The sequence below is a fragment of the Mycoplasma sp. 4079 genome, assembly GCF_047785185.1.
GTDB lineage: Bacteria > Bacillota_I > Bacilli_A > Mycoplasmatales > Metamycoplasmataceae > Mycoplasmopsis.
This window is the reverse complement of sequence record NZ_JBLNNG010000011.1, coordinates 1-19659: the sequence shown is the minus strand read 5'-3', so window position 1 is coordinate 19659 and position 19659 is coordinate 1. Positions and strand designations below refer to the sequence as shown.

The 19659-nt window shown below is 28.4% G+C and carries 23 protein-coding genes, 3 tRNA genes and 1 rRNA gene; 12 read left to right on the top strand and 15 right to left on the bottom strand.

Features of this window, described 5'->3' with window-relative positions; all coding sequences use genetic code 4:
* Nucleotides 1-26: 26 nt before the first annotated feature.
* Genes ACMZI9_RS02490 through ACMZI9_RS02470 form a run of 5 tightly spaced genes read left to right on the top strand, consistent with a single transcriptional unit; the run spans nucleotide 27 to nucleotide 3018 of the window.
* A complete protein-coding gene (locus ACMZI9_RS02490) occupies nucleotides 27-878 on the top strand; it encodes a DegV family protein (protein WP_323176807.1) in 852 nt (283 codons plus the stop codon).
* Between the two features lies 1 nt (nucleotide 879).
* On the top strand, nucleotides 880-1275 hold the full coding sequence (gene tsaE, locus ACMZI9_RS02485) for a tRNA (adenosine(37)-N6)-threonylcarbamoyltransferase complex ATPase subunit type 1 TsaE (protein ID WP_323176808.1): 396 nt from the start codon (nucleotides 880-882) through the stop codon (nucleotides 1273-1275).
* A complete protein-coding gene (gene tsaB / locus ACMZI9_RS02480; protein ID WP_323176809.1) occupies nucleotides 1275-1808 on the top strand; it encodes a tRNA (adenosine(37)-N6)-threonylcarbamoyltransferase complex dimerization subunit type 1 TsaB in 534 nt (177 codons plus the stop codon). The genes tsaE and tsaB overlap by 1 nt, the downstream gene beginning before the upstream one ends.
* The gene (gene tsaD, locus ACMZI9_RS02475; RefSeq protein ID WP_323176810.1) at nucleotides 1808-2740 is read left to right on the top strand and encodes a tRNA (adenosine(37)-N6)-threonylcarbamoyltransferase complex transferase subunit TsaD; all 933 of its coding nucleotides are present in this window, start codon (nucleotides 1808-1810) and stop codon (nucleotides 2738-2740) included. The genes tsaB and tsaD overlap by 1 nt, the downstream gene beginning before the upstream one ends.
* Nucleotides 2741-2793: 53 nt before the next feature.
* On the top strand, nucleotides 2794-3018 hold the full coding sequence (locus ACMZI9_RS02470) for a TM2 domain-containing protein (protein WP_323176811.1): 225 nt from the start codon (nucleotides 2794-2796) through the stop codon (nucleotides 3016-3018).
* Nucleotides 3019-3162: 144 nt separating this feature from the next.
* Here the strand turns inward: ACMZI9_RS02470 and tig are convergent, their stop codons facing one another.
* From tig to gmk, 15 genes are all read right to left on the bottom strand, one after another.
* The gene (gene tig, locus ACMZI9_RS02465; RefSeq protein WP_323176812.1) at nucleotides 3163-4464 is read right to left on the bottom strand and encodes a trigger factor; all 1302 of its coding nucleotides are present in this window, start codon (nucleotides 4462-4464) and stop codon (nucleotides 3163-3165) included.
* 88 nt (nucleotides 4465-4552) lie between these two features.
* Nucleotides 4553-5548 carry an NAD(P)H-dependent glycerol-3-phosphate dehydrogenase gene (locus ACMZI9_RS02460; protein ID WP_323176813.1) on the bottom strand — a complete coding sequence of 332 codons (996 nt, stop codon included), beginning with the start codon at nucleotides 5546-5548 and terminating at the stop codon, nucleotides 4553-4555.
* A gap of 46 nt (nucleotides 5549-5594) precedes the next feature.
* Nucleotides 5595-5669: transfer RNA gene (locus tag ACMZI9_RS02455), tRNA-Trp, on the bottom strand.
* Between the two features lie 20 nt (nucleotides 5670-5689).
* Nucleotides 5690-5911, bottom strand: coding sequence for an acyl carrier protein (locus ACMZI9_RS02450; RefSeq protein ID WP_257089230.1), 222 nt, complete (start codon nucleotides 5909-5911; stop codon nucleotides 5690-5692).
* Nucleotides 5912-5925: 14 nt separating this feature from the next.
* The gene (locus ACMZI9_RS02445; protein ID WP_323176814.1) at nucleotides 5926-6384 is read right to left on the bottom strand and encodes an MHO_1590 family protein; all 459 of its coding nucleotides are present in this window, start codon (nucleotides 6382-6384) and stop codon (nucleotides 5926-5928) included.
* The gene (locus tag ACMZI9_RS02440) at nucleotides 6344-7573 is read right to left on the bottom strand and encodes an MHO_1580 family protein (protein WP_323176815.1); all 1230 of its coding nucleotides are present in this window, start codon (nucleotides 7571-7573) and stop codon (nucleotides 6344-6346) included. Before ACMZI9_RS02440 ends, ACMZI9_RS02445 begins: the two co-directional genes overlap by 41 nt.
* Before the next feature lie 4 nt (nucleotides 7574-7577).
* Entirely contained in the window at nucleotides 7578-8033 is a 456-nt protein-coding gene (locus ACMZI9_RS02435; protein ID WP_323176816.1) for an MG284/MPN403 family protein, read from the bottom strand.
* A gap of 138 nt (nucleotides 8034-8171) precedes the next feature.
* On the bottom strand, nucleotides 8172-9617 hold the full coding sequence (proS, locus tag ACMZI9_RS02430; protein ID WP_323176817.1) for a proline--tRNA ligase: 1446 nt from the start codon (nucleotides 9615-9617) through the stop codon (nucleotides 8172-8174).
* 142 nt (nucleotides 9618-9759) lie between these two features.
* Nucleotides 9760-9834 (bottom strand) — tRNA-Gln (locus ACMZI9_RS02425).
* Nucleotides 9835-9838: 4 nt separating this feature from the next.
* Nucleotides 9839-9922, bottom strand: a tRNA-Tyr gene (locus ACMZI9_RS02420).
* A 121-nt stretch (nucleotides 9923-10043) separates the two neighbouring features.
* Nucleotides 10044-10730: a ribulose-phosphate 3-epimerase gene (locus ACMZI9_RS02415; RefSeq protein WP_323176818.1), complete on the bottom strand. Its 687-nt coding sequence runs from the start codon at nucleotides 10728-10730 to the stop codon at nucleotides 10044-10046.
* Nucleotides 10708-11565, bottom strand: coding sequence for a ribosome small subunit-dependent GTPase A (gene rsgA / locus ACMZI9_RS02410; RefSeq protein WP_323176819.1), 858 nt, complete (start codon nucleotides 11563-11565; stop codon nucleotides 10708-10710). Before rsgA ends, ACMZI9_RS02415 begins: the two co-directional genes overlap by 23 nt.
* Complete coding sequence (locus ACMZI9_RS02405; RefSeq protein ID WP_323189188.1) at nucleotides 11565-12569, bottom strand: serine/threonine-protein kinase; 1005 nt, start codon at nucleotides 12567-12569, stop codon at nucleotides 11565-11567. Before ACMZI9_RS02405 ends, rsgA begins: the two co-directional genes overlap by 1 nt.
* Nucleotides 12562-13329, bottom strand: a complete 768-nt coding sequence (locus ACMZI9_RS02400) for a PP2C family serine/threonine-protein phosphatase (RefSeq protein ID WP_323189189.1) — start codon at nucleotides 13327-13329, stop codon at nucleotides 12562-12564. The genes ACMZI9_RS02405 and ACMZI9_RS02400 overlap by 8 nt, the downstream gene beginning before the upstream one ends.
* Nucleotides 13322-13924 carry a guanylate kinase gene (gene gmk / locus ACMZI9_RS02395; RefSeq protein ID WP_257089243.1) on the bottom strand — a complete coding sequence of 201 codons (603 nt, stop codon included), beginning with the start codon at nucleotides 13922-13924 and terminating at the stop codon, nucleotides 13322-13324. Before gmk ends, ACMZI9_RS02400 begins: the two co-directional genes overlap by 8 nt.
* 104 nt (nucleotides 13925-14028) lie before the next feature.
* Here gmk and ACMZI9_RS02390 point away from each other — a divergent pair, with 104 nt between their 5' ends.
* The 7 genes from ACMZI9_RS02390 to ACMZI9_RS02360 form a co-directional block, all read left to right on the top strand.
* On the top strand, nucleotides 14029-14889 hold the full coding sequence (locus tag ACMZI9_RS02390; protein ID WP_416099213.1) for a hypothetical protein: 861 nt from the start codon (nucleotides 14029-14031) through the stop codon (nucleotides 14887-14889).
* The gene (locus ACMZI9_RS02385; RefSeq protein WP_416099212.1) at nucleotides 14870-15685 is read left to right on the top strand and encodes a YcsE-related riboflavin metabolism phosphatase; all 816 of its coding nucleotides are present in this window, start codon (nucleotides 14870-14872) and stop codon (nucleotides 15683-15685) included. Before ACMZI9_RS02390 ends, ACMZI9_RS02385 begins: the two co-directional genes overlap by 20 nt.
* Before the next feature lies 1 nt (nucleotide 15686).
* Nucleotides 15687-16544 carry an FAD synthase gene (locus ACMZI9_RS02380; protein WP_323176824.1) on the top strand — a complete coding sequence of 286 codons (858 nt, stop codon included), beginning with the start codon at nucleotides 15687-15689 and terminating at the stop codon, nucleotides 16542-16544.
* Between the two features lie 200 nt (nucleotides 16545-16744).
* A complete protein-coding gene (gene rpsO / locus ACMZI9_RS02375) occupies nucleotides 16745-17011 on the top strand; it encodes a 30S ribosomal protein S15 (RefSeq protein WP_257089251.1) in 267 nt (88 codons plus the stop codon).
* Nucleotides 17012-17213: 202 nt separating this feature from the next.
* A complete protein-coding gene (gene recA / locus ACMZI9_RS02370; RefSeq protein ID WP_323176825.1) occupies nucleotides 17214-18227 on the top strand; it encodes a recombinase RecA in 1014 nt (337 codons plus the stop codon).
* Between the two features lie 42 nt (nucleotides 18228-18269).
* Nucleotides 18270-19097 (top strand): TIGR00282 family metallophosphoesterase, encoded by an 828-nt coding sequence (locus ACMZI9_RS02365; protein WP_323176826.1) that lies wholly within the window; start codon nucleotides 18270-18272, stop codon nucleotides 19095-19097.
* 227 nt (nucleotides 19098-19324) lie between these two features.
* A 16S ribosomal RNA gene (locus ACMZI9_RS02360) occupies nucleotides 19325-19659 on the top strand; the annotation flags it as partial.

Below are 19659 nucleotides of genomic sequence, written 5' to 3'. Positions count from 1 at the left end.
TACATAAATTTAATATAATTGAATTTATGAAAAAGGTAGCTATAGTAGTAGATTCAGCTTCAGGATTAAATAAAAAACAAGCTGAAGATTTAGGATGATTTTATCTTCCTTTAAGAATTGAATTAGATGGAAAAACATACAATGATGGTATCGATTTAACACCAGAAGATTTTTTCACTTACTTTAATTTAGATACAAAAACCTACAGAACTTCTGCAACACCAATCGGGGTAGCAGAAGATTTAATTAGTGAGTTATCAAAAACACACGATTATGTTGTTGTTTTCCCTATTTCAAAACATTTATCAAGTCAATATCAAAACTTAAAGGCTCTTGAATCATCATATCCAAAATTAAGAGTTATTGAGTCAATTTTTGTTGCATCATTAATCACACTTCAAGTTTGAGATTTTGTTGAATTAATCAAAAATGGAACTGATGTTGATGAAGCAATTAGAGAAATTGAACAATGAGATGAGAGACAAAAAGTTTCAATTTTTCCTAAACACAATGAATACTTATTAAAAGGAGGAAGATTAACACCTGCTGCAGCTGTTGTTGCTAGATTGCTTAGAATCATTCCTATTGTAAGTTTCTATAAAGGGAAATTAGAAAAAGAAGGAAAAGGTTTAGTATTCTTAAAAACAATTTACAAGAATATTGATTCTAAATTAAAGGATAACGATAAAGATATCTTAATTATCCATTCAAATTCAGGCGACTTAAAAGATGTTGTTGATTATATAAAAAGCAAGGGGAAAAATAGAGTTTTCACAACATTATTACCTAACTGTATTTCAGTTCATACAGGGCCTGAAACTATTGTTGTAGTTCAATTATCTAAAAACTTAACTGAAGAAAAAATTAGTACATTATAGAATGCTAAAAAAAATTGTTTGTTCTAGTCTGCAAGACTTAGAACTTTTTATAAATCAAAATTTTGAACTATTTAAAGAGAAACAATTTTTATTATTATCAGGTGATTTAGGAGCCGGAAAAACTACTTTCACTAAATTATTAGGTAAAAAAATAGGTATAAAAGAGAAGATTACATCACCAAGTTTTTCATATATGAAAAACTATGATGGTCTAATTCATATTGATTTATACAACTTTAAATCTTCAATTGATGAGTTTGAAGATTATTTTGATGATAATTTAGTTGTTATTGAATGAGCGAACTTGCAAAATTTAGATTTTACACATTATGTAAAAATTAATGCATATATGAATGAAGACGAAAAACATGTTTTTGAAATTACAGAGGTTAAATAATGAATGTTTATTTAGATACAGCAACAGAGGATTTTGTTTTAGTTTTATTTGATAAAGATTTCAATGTTGTTGACTTTGTTTTATTAGAAGGTTATAAGAAAAAAGTTCAGTTAATAACTGAACAATTTCAACTGTTATTGAGCAAAAATAATTTAACAGTAGGTAAAATTAATAACTTTTATATAAACAAGGGACCAGGTTTTTTCACTGGTGTAAGAAGTTCTTTAGTTTACTTTAGAACTTTTGCTCTTTTATATAAAAAACCTCTCTTTACAATTAATACATTTGAAATTTTAGAAACATTAAGTCCTAATAGAGAAAACTTCTATATAGATGCACAAGGTTCAAAAGTATATTTTTATGATAAAAACGCCATTCAAATAGTTGATAAGGATTCAACTGAAGTTGACAAAGTAGATTATAAAAAGATGATTGATAGCTTCAAGGATTTTAAAGATAAATTCAAAGAAGAAAACACTATGGACGTAGAACCTTTATATATTAAACAACCTCAAATTGGAGGTGTAAACTAATGAGAATTTTAGGTATTGAAACTTCCCATGATGACACATCTTTAGCAGTTTTAGAAGATGGAAAAGTTTTAGATTTATGAACTATTTCACAAATTGATATTTTTAAAGAGTTCGGAGGAACCATTCCTGAAATAGCTTCACGTGAGCATGTTAAAAATATTGCACTTATTCAGGAATTAATATTGCAAAAATATGATCCAAATTCTTTTGATTATATTGCTTACACGAAAGAACCTGGTTTAATAGGAACGCTACAAGTTGGTTATTTATTTGCAAGTGCTTTTGCACTAGCAAAAAATAAACCTTTAGTACCTGTCAATCACCTTGTTGGTCACTTTTTATCAGCCACATTAACTAACGAAATTGCATTCCCTGCATTATGTTTATTAGTTTCTGGTGGACATACGCAATTAATTTATGCTAAAGATGTAGATGATTTGGAAATCATCGGAGAGACACTTGATGATGCTGTTGGAGAAGCTTTCGATAAGGTTTCTTCAAGATTAGGTCTAGGTTTTCCTGGTGGACCAATTATCGATAAGCTTTTCAAAGAATATGATGGTGAATTTACAAAATTAACATTTCCACACACAGATAATGAATTAGATTTTTCATTTAGCGGTCTTAAAACACAAGTTTTAAATAAAGTTAACAAAGCTCAAATGAAAAATGAAGAACTTGACAAGGAACAACTTGCTGTTTCTTTTCAAAAAACAGCTATTGACTACTTGATTGGTAAAACTAAAGCAGCATTAGAGAGATATGATGTTAAAACTTTAGTTTTAGGAGGTGGAGTTTCTGCTAACTCTTACCTAAGGGAAGAGTTTTGTAAATTGCATAAAAACACTATTGTTCCATCATTAAAATATGCAACAGATAATGGTGCTATGATAGCTCAAGTTGCCTATCTAGCTTTTTCCTGAAAAAAATAAAAAAACTTTTAAATAATTTATAATTAAATTTATAGATTAATTAGGAGGCATTTATGAATTCAGTATCACCAAAAAGCAGATTAGTTTTAACTTTATTATCATTCTTCTTAGGAGCATTTGGAGTAGACAGATTCTATGCTGGAAGAATCGGATTAGGTTTATTAAAACTTTTAGTAGGATGTTGAATTACAGCTGGAATTTGACCAATTGTTGACTTCATTTTAGCTGTTTGTGGAAAACAAAAAGATGCAAATGGTAACGAAATTTCAAAATGATAATTCAGTTATTACTAATTAAAATTATGTTTTTTTAAAATGAACAATATAAGTTGTTCATTTTTTAATTTACTTATTTTTATAGAGAACAAGGCATAAAAAAACTAACTCATATTATTTAAATGAGTTAGTTGATCATTAAAAGTATTATTTTGTAATTTTTGTAAAGTCACTTTCTAAGTTAGCTGCAGCTTCTGAGTTTACGTCAGATAAAATTAATGACATTCTTAATGCTGAGATAATTAAGTTGTTTGCTACAGATTTATTAAATCCAAACGCTTCGATTTTTGATGTAAATTCTGCGATTTGCTCTGCTGAAGCATTAACTGGATATTTAGTAACTCAGTATTGAATAGCTTTAGCGTTTTCAACATCTTTTGTAGCTTGTTTCACAAATTCTTGTTCTAAATCAGCTTCTGATGATTTGATTAATTGCAAGTATTCAGTTTTCTTCATTCCAAATTGTTTTAATTGTTTTTCGAATTCAGATTTTAATAATCCAAGTCTTTCTTCCACGAATGATGGGTGCAAGTTAACTTTTGCTAATTTGATTGTTTGTTCAATTAATGAAAGGTAGAATGAATCAACGTTTGAGAAGAATTTTTTAATGAAAACATTGTTTTTAAGTTCTTTTTCAAGTGATTTAAGATCTGTGATTTTTGGATCACCAAGTAATTTAACATTTTCATCTGTAAATTCGAATAATTTTAATCTCTTTATTGAGTTAATTGAAACTTGGAATACTGATTCTTTATTTTGGTATTCTTTAACGAAGTAGTCAGCAGGGAATGTAGCAACTACATCACCTTTTCAACCTACTGATTTACCAACAAGTTGATCTTCAAATCCTGGAATAAATGTTTTTGAACCTAATTTTAAATCGTAGTTTTCAGCTTCTCCACCTTCAAATGGTGTGTTGTCAATAAATCCTTTGAAGTTAATGTTAACTGTGTCTCCAAGTTTTGTTTTAGCTTTTTTATCTGTAATTTCTTCATTAACAGATAATTTTTCTTGGATATCTTCCTTCATATCATCAACATCTTTTTTAGCTACTTTAATTGATTTGTAGTCTAATTTTAATTTTTTAGGATCTACTGCAAAATCTGGTTCTTCAACAAAAATGTAAACTAAGTAAAGATCTTCACCATCTTTTTGTAAGTCTAACATTGGGTATCTAGCTGCTTTAATTTTGTTTTTTGCAGCATATTCAAAAACAGCTGGAAGATTTTCATTGCTAAATGAGTTAACTGTATCAGTAAATGCAGCTCTGTGGTCTACATATTTTTCGATTTCAGCTTTAGGAGCTTTTCCTGGTCTGTAACCTTTAACTTTAACTTTTTTAGCTAATTTGTCTGTAAATTCTTTTAATTTTTTATCAAAATCTGCTTGATTAATTTTAACTTTAACAACAACTTCTGATTTTTTCTTATCTTTTGTATGTGTAATCATGGTTACCTCCAATATTATTAATAAATTAATAATATTTTACACTATATTAAAAATTAAGGGTGTAAAAAATAAACATGCGAGAGCATGTTTAAATTATTGAATCTAAAATGACTTTTGGGTCTTTGTCATTGAATAAAACATCGATAATTCCTTGTAAAAACGGAATATCTTTAATGTTATATTCTTCAATTATTTTTTGTAATGTTATTGCTGTATCGTAACCTTCGGTAGTTACGTTTTGTGTTGCTAAAGCTTCTCTAACACCTACTTTTGCAACATTAATACCAAAACTAAAGTTTCTACTTGTAGGTGATGAACATGTTAAGAAAATATCCCCCATAGCTGCAAAATTGTAACCAATTGTATCTTCCTCATTAGGGAACATAGTTTTATATATTTTAAATATTTCATAAGTCCCTAATGTAAGGAGTCCAGCGTGTGAATTTTGACCCGGATATAAAACTGATGTCATTCCTAATCCAATCGCCAAAACATTTTTAAGAGCAGCAAATACCTCAGCACCTTTAATATCATCATATGGTTTTACATAAAAATGTGAATTATTAAAGCATTGTGCAACTTCTTGGTTGAATTTTGAATTTGTCCCCACAATGTTAACCATTGTAAGTTTTCCTTCAAAAACTTCAATTGCAAATGATGGCCCCATAATTGACGCAAGATTTTCAAGATTTTTATCAAATGCAGTAGTTATATAGTCAGAAAAGAATTGTTTTGTTTCAGGTTCAAGACCTTTTGATAAGTTGATAATGCTAATTTTTTTGTTTCCAAGCACTTTGGCTGATTGTCTTAAAATTGTACCAACAGCAACTGATGGAACAGCTAGGATCACTGTGTTTACATTTTCATAAAAGTAACCTAAATCATTTGTTGCTGAAATAAGATTAGAGTTTTTAAATGGAATCTCACCAAAAAATTTGCGATTATATCCATCGTTAATATCGCTAATTTCTTGTTCATTAATTCCATACATAATTACTGGAAAATTATTCTCAATTAAAATATTTGCTAATGCAGAACCGAATGCACCAGTCCCTAGCACACCGAATTTAATTTTTTCTTTCATATTACTAATTTTACTTTATTTAATATAAAAAAAGAGCACAAAAAAATGGCAGGAGTAGCAGGATTCGAACCCACAACACACGGGGTTGAAGCCCGTTGTTCTACCGTTGAACTATACTCCTAAAGCCATCTATATTATATATTATTTATCTAAAATCCTAATAACATCTTTAACTGTTTTTACATCTCTTAATTCATCGTCAGAAATTGTAATTCCTAATCTTTCTTCAGCATCAAAAATTAATTCAGCTAGATCAAGAGAGTCAACTCCAAGTTCTCTAATATTAGAGTCTTCTGTTATGTTTTTGTTTTTAGATATTTTTTTAAGTTCACTAAAAACTAAGTCTTTAATATTTGAATTCATGACTTAATTATATATTATTTAAGCTCTATTAAATAAGTTTTAGTTTTTACTTTGTCTTCATTAATGTGCTTCATATAAATAAAAATTTGATTTTTATTGATAATTTTATAATCGAACAAAATTGAACCATATTTTGTAGGAAATCTCCTGATTACGTCGTGGATTACAGATTTAACAATGTCTTCATCGATGTATTTAAATCCATATTCATCAACTTTTACAAATTTTTCAAAATATTTCGCCTCTAATGTTGGAAAAAATCAGGAATTCTCATCTTCTTCGTAATTGTAATAATTTTTGATTTTTCCATTATTTCTTTTTCATCTTTTGCCAGGAACTTCTTCAAACTGTTTTCTATTTTCTGATAAGTTTCTATGTAGAAAGTATGCACCAGTCCCTATTAAACCACCGACAACACAAATGAGTACAACTTTACTGATTTTTTTGATTAAGTCTTTTCTTTGTCTGTTCATCTAAAATGAACTCATTGAAGTTGAAAAATTCATCTTTAATTATTTTGATTGAATCTTTTAAGTCAATTACGAAGCGATATGTAACTTTAGGATTGTCATCATCAAAATAAGCAATTCTCAATCTTTTATCTGTATTACTTTCGTAAAGTTGAGTGGGTTTGATATCAAAAGTTTTGATGAAATCAAAATTGAAATAAGGTGTGGAAATTGGAAATTTAAAAGTTAATAGACCACTATATTGATATGGAATTTTTAAGGATTTACTAGGTATTAAACCTGGAATTTTGTTAATTGTCATATCTGATTCATTAGTAGTTAAATAGTCATCTATCCTTACCACCTTGTGATAACAGTTATTTTCAATTAGTCCAGAGTGATAAATATTATCGTCATTTTCTTTTTCTAAATGCAAATTAATTTTTTCATTTTTGGACAAGAAATTATTTATATGAACTTCATTGACATTAATTTGCATATCTGTATTTTTATTATTTTCTCCAGGCATCAAATTATCTTTTTTATCATTAAATTGTGTAATTTTCAATAAATTCGTGAATTGATTTGTATTATTAATTTTTGGTAATTCTAAAATGATATTGTGATAGTACTTTTTAGTTCAGTAAGTTGAATTTTCAGAAAAATTAAAAACATATGAGTAAGGTACTTTGATTTTAAATAATAAATTTTGTGGAGATATTTGTTGTGAATTCTTAATTTCATTCCCAAAAATTACCTGATATTCCTTAAATAATTCTTCCTCGATTCCCAGGACTTTGGATGTAAATGTAAACCTAATGAAGATTGAATTTAATTTATTGAATGGTGTATCTAACTCAATGAAATTCAGTCTCTTGAAATTACTAAGACCAAAATCGTCGGTACTAAATTCAGCTTTTTGTTCCTTATTAACAAAAACATAAGCTTTAATAGTAAATTTATTATTTAAAATGTTTAGATTAAATCTTCTTTTTAGAAGGTATCTAAGAGCTTCAGTAAATGGTGTATTGATTTTATCTTTAAATCCAAAACTGATGTCTGTATATCCATTTGATAAAATTCTATCTATACTAATAATAAATGGTAAATCAAAATTACTTGGATTAAAATTTCCTAGATTTCCACCATTTAATATGTTTACTTTGAAGTCTCTTTGTTCAACAATATAAGTATCCTGATTGTGTATGGACACAATGTTATACATAGTTGAAGTAGATTTCTATAAACTCTTTAATAGCATCTCGTTTCCTCTTGTAGAATGTGGTCTTTGAGAAATAATCAGTATATCATTCCTTGTTATATCTTGTTTCTTCATCACAATACATTTTGTTGATTATTCAAGAATTTTGAATTTTCATCAATGATAAAACTAATCCGACTAATGAAGAGTCTTTTTTGAGTTTGTTAGTTTCAATCTCGAGTTGTTTAGAAACCTCAGGATCATTTTTGTGTCTTAAAATAGTTTCTAAATTAACTATTTTACTTTTAAGATTTTTAATAAAAATATCTCTTAATTTAAATATATTATTGACTACTGCGCATTCTTGAGCATATAATGCTTTTTCTTGTGCTTCGGTTAATAGATTTTGTTGCATGTTTTCTCCGTTTAATGAATTTATATATGTAATTATTTTTTGAATATTTTTGGCCATATTTTTCCTCCTTTCACACTTATTTTGTAAAAAAATTACCGATTTTGATCAAAAAAATACTAAAAAAGAACAAAGCTATTGCTTTGTTTACATTTAATGCAAAAATAGAATATAAAAAAATGATGTACAACATCATTTTTAATATGCCTTTGCGAAGACCACATATCTACTTGTTTTCTTATCACAACCCTCTCAAAAACACTCGACATCCTTGATTGGTTTATCTAAAGAAAGAGGAATACATCTTGCTGTTGCTCCGGTGTCTTCTTTGATTTGATCTTCAACATTTCCATCACAGCAAAATGGAGCAATAACAAACTTGTTTTCAGCTATTTTTGATTTGAAATCTTCGTAGTTATAAACGTATTCTTGATTATTAATTAATCTTTGTTCGGCTTGTTCATATAAATTATCGTGAATTTGTTTTAATAATTCTGAAACAACATTTTTAACATCTTTAACTGCTACTTGTGATTTTTCAAGAGTATCTCTTCTAACGATTGTAACTTGATTGTTTTCTAAATCTTTAGGTCCAAGTTCAATTCTTAATGGAACTCCTTGGATTTCTGAGTTAGAAGCTTTGAAACCTGGATTTTTATCAGTATCATCTAATCTAACACGGAATTTTCTTGAAAGGTCAGCGAAAAGTTTTTTAGCTGTTTCATGAATTTGTGGATTCTTATTTGCGAATAATTCTAAAATATCAACTTGAACAGGAGCAACATAAGGTGGGATGATAATTCCTCTATTGTCACCATGTGTCATAATAAGTGCACCAATTAATCTAGTTGTGCAACCTCATGAAGTTTGATAAACATTTTCAAATTCATTCTTTTCATTTTTAAAAAGAATTTCAAAAGGTTTTGAGAAGTTTTGAGCTAAATAGTGACTAGTTCCTGCTTGAAGAGCATATCCATTTTTCATCATAGCTTCAATTGTTCAAGTTGTACATGCACCTGCGAATTTTTCATTTGGTGTTTTCTTACCTATAATAGTAGGAATAGCAAGGTATTTTTTAAGGAATTTAGAATACACTTTAATCATTTCTTTCGAAAGAGTTCTAGCTTCCAGTGATGACGAATGAGCTGTATGTCCTTCTTGTCATAAGAATTCTCTAGATCTTAAAAATGGTCTAGTTGTTTTTTCTCATCTAATAACACTTACTCATTGGTTGTAGATCATTGGTAAATCTTTATATGATTGAATTGAGTTTTTAAATAAGTGCGCAAATAAAACCTCTGATGTAGGTCTAATAAAAAGTTTCTCATCTAACTCTTTATTACCGGCCATTGTAACTGTAGCAAGTTCAGGATTGAATCCATCAATGTGTTCTTTTTCTTTGTTGAAAAGTGATTCAGGAATTAATAATGGTAAGTTAACATTTTGAACATTTTTTTCTTTGAATGCTTTATTTAAATTTTCTTGTATTAGTTCTCAAATTCCATATGAGTTAGGAAGTAAAAACATTGTACCTTTTGTAGGTCCGTACATCATTAATTTTCCGTTTTGAACAACGTCTGTATATCATTGAGTGAAGTCTTGTTCTAATGGTGTAATTTTGTCTAATTGTTTGTTATTATTCATAGTTTTTAAATTTTAGCACAAAAGATAAATTTAAGAGGTCAAAATTCAAAAAGTGCAAATTTAAACTATTTTTATTAAAAAATTGCATTTTTAACAAAAAAGTAATGTAAAAAAGGTAATAAAAAAACACCTTTCGGTGATATGGCTGCCCCAGTTAGATTCGAACTAACGCATCGTGGAACCAAAACCCACTGCCTTACCGCTTGGCTATGGGGCAATCATGGTGGGGGGAGAGGGATTCGAACCCCCGAATCCGAAGAAAGTGGGTTACAGCCACCCGCATTTGGCCGCTTTGCTATCCCCCCAAACACATCAATATTATAAAACAAAAAAAATATTTTGAAAATAAAAAAATGTTTTTTATTAGGTTATATGAGAGTGAAAAAATATAAAAGAAAAAGCAACAATTGTTGCTAATTTCTAAAATTATCTATGGTGTCCTAAAACTGATTGAATTCTTTCTTTTGTTGGTTCAACAACAATGTATGTTCCTGCAACACATGCATCAGCACCTGCTTTAAAAGCTTCTGGTCCAGTTACATTGTTAATTCCTCCATCAACTTGAATTAAGTATTCGTAACCATTTTCAATTTTTAAATCTTTTAAGTAAGCAATTTTTTCTAACGCAGATGGCATAAATTTTTGACCTCCAGCACCTGGTTCTACAGACATAACTAAAACAAGAGCTAATCTATCTAAAAATGGCTTAATTTCATCAACTGATGTAGATGGTTTGATTGCTAAACCGATTTTTAATTCATCATATTTTTGAGTTAAAAATTCATCAAATTTTTTAAGATCATCTTTGATAGCCTCAAAGTGGAATGTGATGATATCAACTACATCTTTAACTTGGTCTACATAATCATAAGGGTTAACAACCATTAAATGAGCATCTTTAAGGTGTTTTAAACCGTTTTTATTGATGTTCTCAATTTCTTCTACTTGAATTGCTGTGTTAGGAACAAATTTTCCATCCATAACATCATAGTGAATTCATTTGATACCATTTTCAACCAATGTATTAGCCATTGCTAATCTGTTTTCTTTTTCAACATTTAATAAACTTGGTGTTACATATTTTGTCATATTAAAATCCTCTTTTATTTTCATTAATTTCTTGATTTAATTTTACATAATTTTCATAACGTTTTAAAGGAACTAACTTAGTATTAATTTGTTGCTTAATAGCACAGTCTTGATCTTTTTCGTTTATGTGCAAGCAGTTTCTGAATTTGCAAAGTTTTGATAACTCATAAAATGTTTCAAAACTTTGTGCTAATTCAACTGGTGTTAAATCTAAATTTAAGGATGAAAAGCCAGGTGTATCAATAACATAACCATCATTAAAAGGGATTATTGACACAACTCTTGTTGTATGTTTTCCTCTTCCTAGTGCTTTAGAAATTTCTTGAGTGTCAAAGCTAAATTGGCCCAAATTATTGATAGTTGTTGTTTTTCCAACACCACTTTGACCCATAAAAACAGAATATTTATCTTTAAATATTTGTTTAACTTCATTTATGTAGCTTGATGGTTTTAGATTGTCGATTAAAAATACTTTATAACCCATATTTGAGTAATATTCATAAATTTCTCTAGAGTATTCAGGATCCATATCGGTCTTGGTTAAAAAGATAACTGGCTTAATTTTCTTAAATTCAATAATCGCAAGATATTTATCAACTAAAAAAAATTGAAATTGTGGATCCTTAACAGACATTACAACAATCATTTGATCAACGTTTGCAACTTTGGGTCTTATGAATTCGTTTTTTCTTTCTAAGATTTCCTTTAATTGATTATTCTCAACTAAAACATTATCTCCAACAATAGGTGTTTGATTTTGGTATCTTAATTTACCTGCAGCAGGTATATTTAAAATCTCACCTTGATTATTTTGCAATGTGTAAATTCCTGCGACAATTTTTGTGACTTTGTAAATCATTAATTGCTACCTCAAATTGTAAATCATAAAACTACTCCAAGAATTATTACAAGAATAATAACAATCATTGTAATTAGGAAAGCATTGCTATTAATAATATTGCTAAGTTTTTTCTTTTGTTTAGCTTTACCAGGTTTCAATGGTGTCTCAAACATTTTTGAGGAATCAAGCGATTCGCTGACGGCTTTTTTAAATTCAAAAACAGTTTGATATCTATCTGCAGGTTTTTTAGCTGTAGCTTTCAAAATGACATTATCCAATGCTTGAGGGATATCAGTAAAGTTTCTGGCTGATGGGAATGTACCTTTATAATGCAATGTTATTGTTTCATGTTCATGTTCGCTTTTGTATGGATAAGTTCCCGTTAACATTTCGAACAATAAAACACCTAAAGCATAAATATCAACAGCTTTTGTTATTTTGTGGTTTTTAATTGAGTATTCAGGTGCTGCATAATACGGGCTACAAATAACTGCATTTTCTCTTGTTAATCTTTGTGATTCAGGAGTTAATGAAATGCCAAGGTCTAGGATTTTAATTTTTTGGTCATTAGTAATTATGATATTTTGACTTTTTATATCCCTGTGAATAATTCCATGCACATGAAGTTCGCCTATTCCTTCAGCGATTTCCATAATGTATGATCTTGCTTTTTTAGCACTCAAGGATGTATGTTTTCGAATGTGGTCGTGCAATGTCAAACCACTGATATATTCCATAACATAGTATTCTTCAGTTGAACTTTTATGATGCTCATAAAAACTTGGTAAGTACTTAGATTTTACTTTTGAAAGTAATTTAGCTTCATCTTCAAATCTTTTAGCTTCAGTTTCATTAAAAATATTATTTAAATATTTAATTGCTACTTTTTTGTTTTTATCATTCTTGAATGTAGCCAAAAAAACAGTTCCCATTCCTCCAGTTCCAAGAATTCTTTGAACATCGTATTTTTTATAAATATTAGATTGAGGATTTAAGTTAATTTGTTCGTTTGATTTACTCATTTGTACCTCTCAATCTTTGTAAAACTATGCTCATATTATCACTTGATTTATTCTTTTGTGCCTCTGAGACTATCTTTTTAGTAGCCTCTTCAGGACAATTGGTTGATGTTAAAATATTTTCAATTTTTGAAGTTGAAACAAATTCGTGAATACCATCTGAAGTTAATACAATTCACTCAATAATATTTAATGATTTTGGATCTAAAACAAATAAGTCAACATCAAAATGTTTTTTGTTATTGTAACTAATAGCATTAACAAGTAATCTTAAATAGCTATCTGAAAAAGTTGATGAATCTTTATTTTCTTCAGTAAGTTTATTTAATAAGTTGTGATCTCTTGTCATCAACTTAAGCTCTGTTTTTTTAGATTTTTTAATTAATAAATAACATCTACTATCACCGATGTTAAAAATCACAAGTGAATTTAACAATTTAGAAAAATAATATCCAACACAAGTTGAACCCATTGTAAATTTTGATGGATCTTCTTTGATTAAGTTGTAAAAATCATTATGAACTTTGTCGAATGTGTTTTTTATAAAATATTCAATAGCAATTGCTGAATTAAGAGTTCCAATGCTTTCAAATTCTGTTTTAAATCTTGAAATTATTGTTTGAGCAGCCGTATCACCGTGTGGTTGTCCACCAATTCCATCGCATAGAATAGATAAATAAGCTGTATCATTTTCAAATACAGCTACTCTATCGTCGTTTTTAGGTCTAATACCTTGTAATGATTCAAAATAGAAACTACTCAATTCCAAGCTCCTTGTGTAGAATGCTTCTAATTTCTTCTGCCGCTCTTTCAGGAACATCATTTACAACGATGTATTGGAAAATGTGTGAATCAGCAATTTCTTCTTCGGCTTTTTTAAGTCTACTTTTAAGAGTTTGTGGATTTTCAGAACCACGGTTTAAAATTCTTTTTCTTAAATCATCAACTGATGGTGGAGCTAAAAATATAGTTATTAAGTGATATTTATCAGCTTCTCTTGTATCTTGAGTGAACTTCTTAATAACTTGTTTAGCACCATTTGTTTCTATTTCTAACATAGGCACTTTATGTTTTTTATGAATCTTATCTAACTCAGAATATAAAGTTCCATAATAATTATCTAAATGGTAAGAAAATTCAAGAAATTTTCTACTTTTAATTTTGTCTCTGAATCTATCTCTATCAATGAAATAGTAATGAATACCATCTAACTCTCCTTCTCTAGGAAGTCTTGTTGTAGCAGAACAAGATAACGATAAGTTTAACTCATCGTATTCGAATAATAATCTTTCAACTGTCCCTTTTCCTACACCACTAGGTCCAGTGAAAATAATAATTGGATTTTTAGATGTATTCATAGTTGAAAGTATTATAGCACTTTTGTGATTGAATAACTTTGCAAATAATATTAAATTAATATTATTTTTTCTTATAAAATTTAAATACTAAAAGTAGGTGCATTATGTTTTACAAATATCATAAAAAAAGTGGTGATTTTTCAAATAAAACTATTAGAGGTTTACAAAAAGAATTGGGTGCCAAAAAAATAGGCCATTCTGGAATTTTAGACCCATTAGCAACTGGTTTAATAATTTTTGCAACAGATTTTGAAACTAAATTGTTGCCTTATATTGATGACAAAACTAAAACTTATATTGCAAAATGTAAATTCAATTATAAAAGCGACACGTATGATGTTGATGGTAAGGTCGAAATGTTAAATAATAAACCAATTACAAAACAAGAATTTCTTGAAGCAATGGAATACGTTAAAACATTAAAATTTCAAATACCACCTATATATAGTGCAAAAAAGATAAATGGTAAGAAAGCATATGAGTATGCAAGAGAGCAAAAGGAAGTTGAATTAAGAAAACAACCAATAGAAATATTTGTTTACAATTTAATTGATTTTGATGATCAAATTCAAGAAGCAACGGTTGAATTAAAAGTTTCTGAAGGCGCCTACGTTAGAAGTGTTTTAGTTGACACGGCACAAAAGGCAGGAACAAATTGTGTAATGACTTATTTAAAAAGAGTAAGCTGTGGAAATGTTTCTGTTGATGACTTATCTGAAGAACAATATGAACAAATTCAAATTGATAAATTATTAAATCTAAAAAAAATGATTTCAAATAATGAAATTTTTAAATTCATTAGAAATGGCAATGAATTTAAAGTTGAAAAAGAAGATGGTGATTACCTACTTTATTCACCAAATGAAGATGAAGTTTGAGCCATTGGGCAAGTAATAAAAGGTGTTTTTAAACCTAAGAAAGTTTCGATTGAAAGGATAAATTTATATGAAAACAATCAAAGATAATATTAAAGTAGCTGCATTCGATATTGATGGGACATTATTAGCTAAAGGGATCAGAGAATTTTCATTAAATACAAGAAAAATTTTTCCATTATTAAAACAAAATGGAATTGTTTCAGTTTTAGCTACAGCAAGAGAATTCGCAACAATTGGGGATTTTTTAAAAGTTCTTCAACCAAATTACTTTATAGGAGCAAATGGATCATTTATTTATGATCTTGAAACTGAAAAATTTATTTACAAAAATACCCTTCTTAAAGAAGATGTTGTTAAGTTTTATAATGCATACAAAGATAAAATTGTTGCATTCGCAGTAACTGATTTTGATAAAGTCTTTAAGTCGCCTACAATGGATTTAAGATCTTGATTTATTAGACCGTTTATGACTAATTATTATGATTTTGATGAAAAAGAACTATCAAATGATGATTTATATATGATTACAATCAATACACCTGATGCAAAAATATTAGGTAAAGAAATGCAAAAATTCATCGAAGATAACAATTTATCAATGGAAGTGTCTTCAACTTGAAGTAATGGAATTTTCATTAGTCCAAAAAATTGTATGAAAAGTACTGCTTTAGAAGTGTTGTGTGAAAGACTTGGTTTCACATTGCAAGAAAACCTAATTGCCTTCGGTGATGGAGCAAATGATGTTGATATGCTACAAAAAGCTTATATTGGTGTGACTACAGAAACTGCAAGTAACAGTGTTAAAAAATATGCTGATGAAATTATGTTAGATGCAGAATACGATGGAGCATATTTAAAATTAAAAGAATTAGGTTTAATTTAATATGGAAGATTTATTAATCTATGATTTAGACGATTTTGAGACAAAAGATAGTGATATTTTTCTTTTAGGTGAATTTAATTCATTTCATTTAGGTCACTATCAACTCTATAAAAAAGCTATTGAATTAAAAAAACAAAATGAAGATAGAAGAGTTATTTTAGTTTGTTTTAATTCTGACAAATTACTGCCAAAAGATAATGGAACTAGTTTTACAGATAAAAATGCAAAATATATGCAGCTTACTCAATTGGATTTAGATTCAATTATTGAACTTGATTTTGAAGCGATCAGAAATTGAGATGGAATTTTATTTTTAAATAAATTGGGTCAAAATAAAAAAGTCACATTTATAGCTGGTGAAGATTATAAATGTGGTCATCGAGCAAGTTATAATTTTGAACTTGCAAAAAATGAGAATACTTTAAATAAAAATTATTCATTTATTACTCAGCCAACTCAGAAAATTCAAAATGTAAAAATCAGTACATCAAAACTAAAAGAAAGCATAGAGTTTGGTGATTTAGATTTTGTTAATTCATTATTAGTTTTCAATTATGCAATCAGTTGCAATGTCAATTCTGATTTAATAATCACAAAATCTGCAAATTTAGTAAACATTCATCCAGGTGTATATTCAGGTGTGATTTATTTTGAAGATTTAGTAATATATGCAAGCATATTAATTGATTTGGATCATTCGATTTATTTAGATTTATTTAACTTTGAACTTGAAGATTTAGCAGATAGTCAAATAGTTATCGAATTCAGAAAAGTAGTTAGATTAATTAAAAATGAATATGAAGCATTTTTAAGTGACACTGATATTACAAAATCTAAAGAAATATTATTTAATTATTAAATTAGATTTAGAATTAAAGCAATTTAACTTAAAAAGTTATATAATTAAAAATAATTGCAATATGTAATTATTAAATAAAACTTACAGATACTAGGAAATATCAGATTTTTTCATATAAAACACAAATTTATAGCTCGGAGTTTTGATATATAAAACATCTGGGTTATAAACATAATAATTTCAAATTAGAAGGAGATATTATGGTTTCAAAACAAAGAAAATTAGAATTAACTGAAAAATTCGGTAAAAATTCTAAAGACACTGGAAATATAGCAGTTCAAATCGCTATCTTAACAGAAGATATCGAACTTTTAAAACCTCACTTTGCTAACAACCCAAAAGATAATCATTCTAAAAGAGGTTTCTTAGCAAAAATTTCACATCGTAAAGTTCTTTTAAGACATTTAAAAGAAACAAATTTCGAAAAATACAACGAAGTGATTGAAGCTTTAAATATTCGTAAATAATTGATTTTTTAAAATTTTTTCAAATTTAACCAAAAATTTTTAATTTTTATTTTATTGCAGTTATTATAAAAAATGAACCACAAGCCATCATAGTTAATCGGGAATTTATACTATGATACTTGTGGTTCTTTTTTAGTTCCGTTTTGGAATGAGCAATAAATTTTTTTAAAAAAGTTGTGTAATTAGATTGGGAGGTGAAAAAATGAATTTAACAGAAATCGAAACAACCATTCCGATTCCTGATTATGCAACATTAATGAAAAATGCAAAATCAGTTTTAAATGAAATTGGAAAAAGGTTTGGTAATGATTCAATAATGATTTTAGGCGAAAAACCTGAAATAAATATACAAACTATACATAGTGGTAGCTATGTTCTAGACAGAGCCTTAGGTATAGGTGGTTTTCCACAAGGGAAGATTATTGAAATCTATGGTCCTGAAAGTAGTGGTAAAACAACTTTAGCACTACATACTATAGCCGAAGTTCAAAAGAATGGAGGTTTAGCTGCATTTATAGATGCAGAACAATCAATAGATCCTGAATATGCTAAAAGAATTGGTGTTCAACTAGACAAATTAATTTTATCTCAACCAAGTTCAGGAGAACAAGCATTAGAAATTGTCGATACACTAGCTAAATCAGGATTCATTGACTTGATTGTGGTCGATAGTGTTGCTGCATTAGTTCCAGAAGCTGAATTAAATGGAGAAATGGGCGATCAACAAATTGGTGCTCAAGCAAGATTAATGTCAAAAGCACTTAGAAAAATCACAGGAAATTCAAATAAGAATAAGACAACAATCTTATTTATAAATCAAATGAGGGAAAAAATTGGAGTTATTTTTGGTAGTCCAGAAACAACTCCGGGAGGACGTGCTCTTAAATTTTATTCAAGTATAAGAGTTGAAGTAAGGAAAGGAACGATTATTACAGATGGAAAATCAAATACAGGAACTGAAATTAGGTTCAAGGTCGTTAAAAATAAATTATCAGCCCCTTATACGTCTGCTCAGAGCGAATTGATATTTTCGAAAGGTATTGATAAGTTTTCAGAACTTGTTGATGTCGCAGTCGAAGAAAAAATAATTGAGAAAAAAGGTTCTTGATATAGCTATAATGGTAAAAATATAGCTCAAGGAAAGAAAAATATGCGCGATTATATCGAAAATGACAATGAGTTAAGGGAAGCAATTTTAACTAAAATTAAATGTTAAAAATAAGTTAAACATTTAATTTGTTAGTCATATAATTGCTATATGAACTTGACTAACCAAAGAAATAAGAAAATTAGAATACTATTTTTTGGAGATATTTTTGGGGAACCAGGAATTAAAACTGTAGAAAAATATATCCAAACTTTAAAAGAAAAATACAAAATAGATTTTATCATTGCTCAAGGGGAAAACGTTTCTGGAAGAAAAGGCCTTAATAAAACAGATTATTTAAAACTTTCAGAATTAGGGATAAATGCATTTACTATGGGAAACCATGTATGAGCTAATGAGGAAATTTATGAACTATTAGAAAATGAGAATAACATAATTAGACCATTAAATATAGATAGAGGCTATCAAGGAAGTGGGGCTAAGATATTTAAAGTTAAAAATTCTAAACTAAGAGTTATTAGTTTGTTGGGTATAACTTTTAATAATCTACTTAGTCCATGAGAACAGGAAAGTGCAAATAACTTTTTTGATGCTATGGATTCTATTATGGAAGAAGAATCTGTGGACTTTAATTTTGTTGATTTCCATGCTGAAACAACAAGTGAGAAAAATGTACTGGGTCTATATTTAGATGGAGTTGTCGATGCAGTAGTCGGAACACATACACATGTTCAAACTAATGATTATAGAATCTTACCAAAAGGAACTGCATATATTACTGATGTAGGTATGGTTGGACCTATGAATGCGGCAATCGGCGCAAACTTTGAAGAAGTTTATAAAAAAATGAGATATAACAGTAGGGAGAAATTTACTGTCAGTGAAAATAACACACAGTTAAATGCTGTAATTATTGAATTAAACACTAAAAGAGAGAATACAATAAAACCTATCAATATATATAATATAGAAATTTAAAATAAGTCAATTTTAGAGGGGCAATAAAAGTAGACTGAGAAGAAAATTTTAGATAGCTAATTATTAAGTGGCACAACTAGTAATTATTAACTAGTTGTGTTTTTTATTCGACATTAAAAAAATTAAAAAAAATTTTGAGAAATTAATTTAGTGTTATAATATTCATGCTTTTGATAGCAAAGAAGTTCTTTGAAAACTAGATATATACAAGACATGACAAGTCAATTTTTTTCGAGAGTTTGATCCTGGCTCAGGATGAACGCTGGCTGTGTGCCTAATACATGCATGTCGAGCGAAGTTCTTTGAACTTAGCGGCGAATGGGTGAGTAACACGTACTTAACATGCCCTTTAGATTGGGATAACGATGAGAAATTATCGCTAATACCGGATACTTATATGGAACGCATGTTCTATATATAAAAGGAGCCTTAAAGCTTCACTAAAGGATTGGGGTGCGTAACATTAGCTAGTTGGTAGGGTAATAGCCTACCAAGGCTATGATGTTTAACGGGGTTGAGAGACTGAACCGTCACACTGGGACTGAGATACGGCCCAGACTCC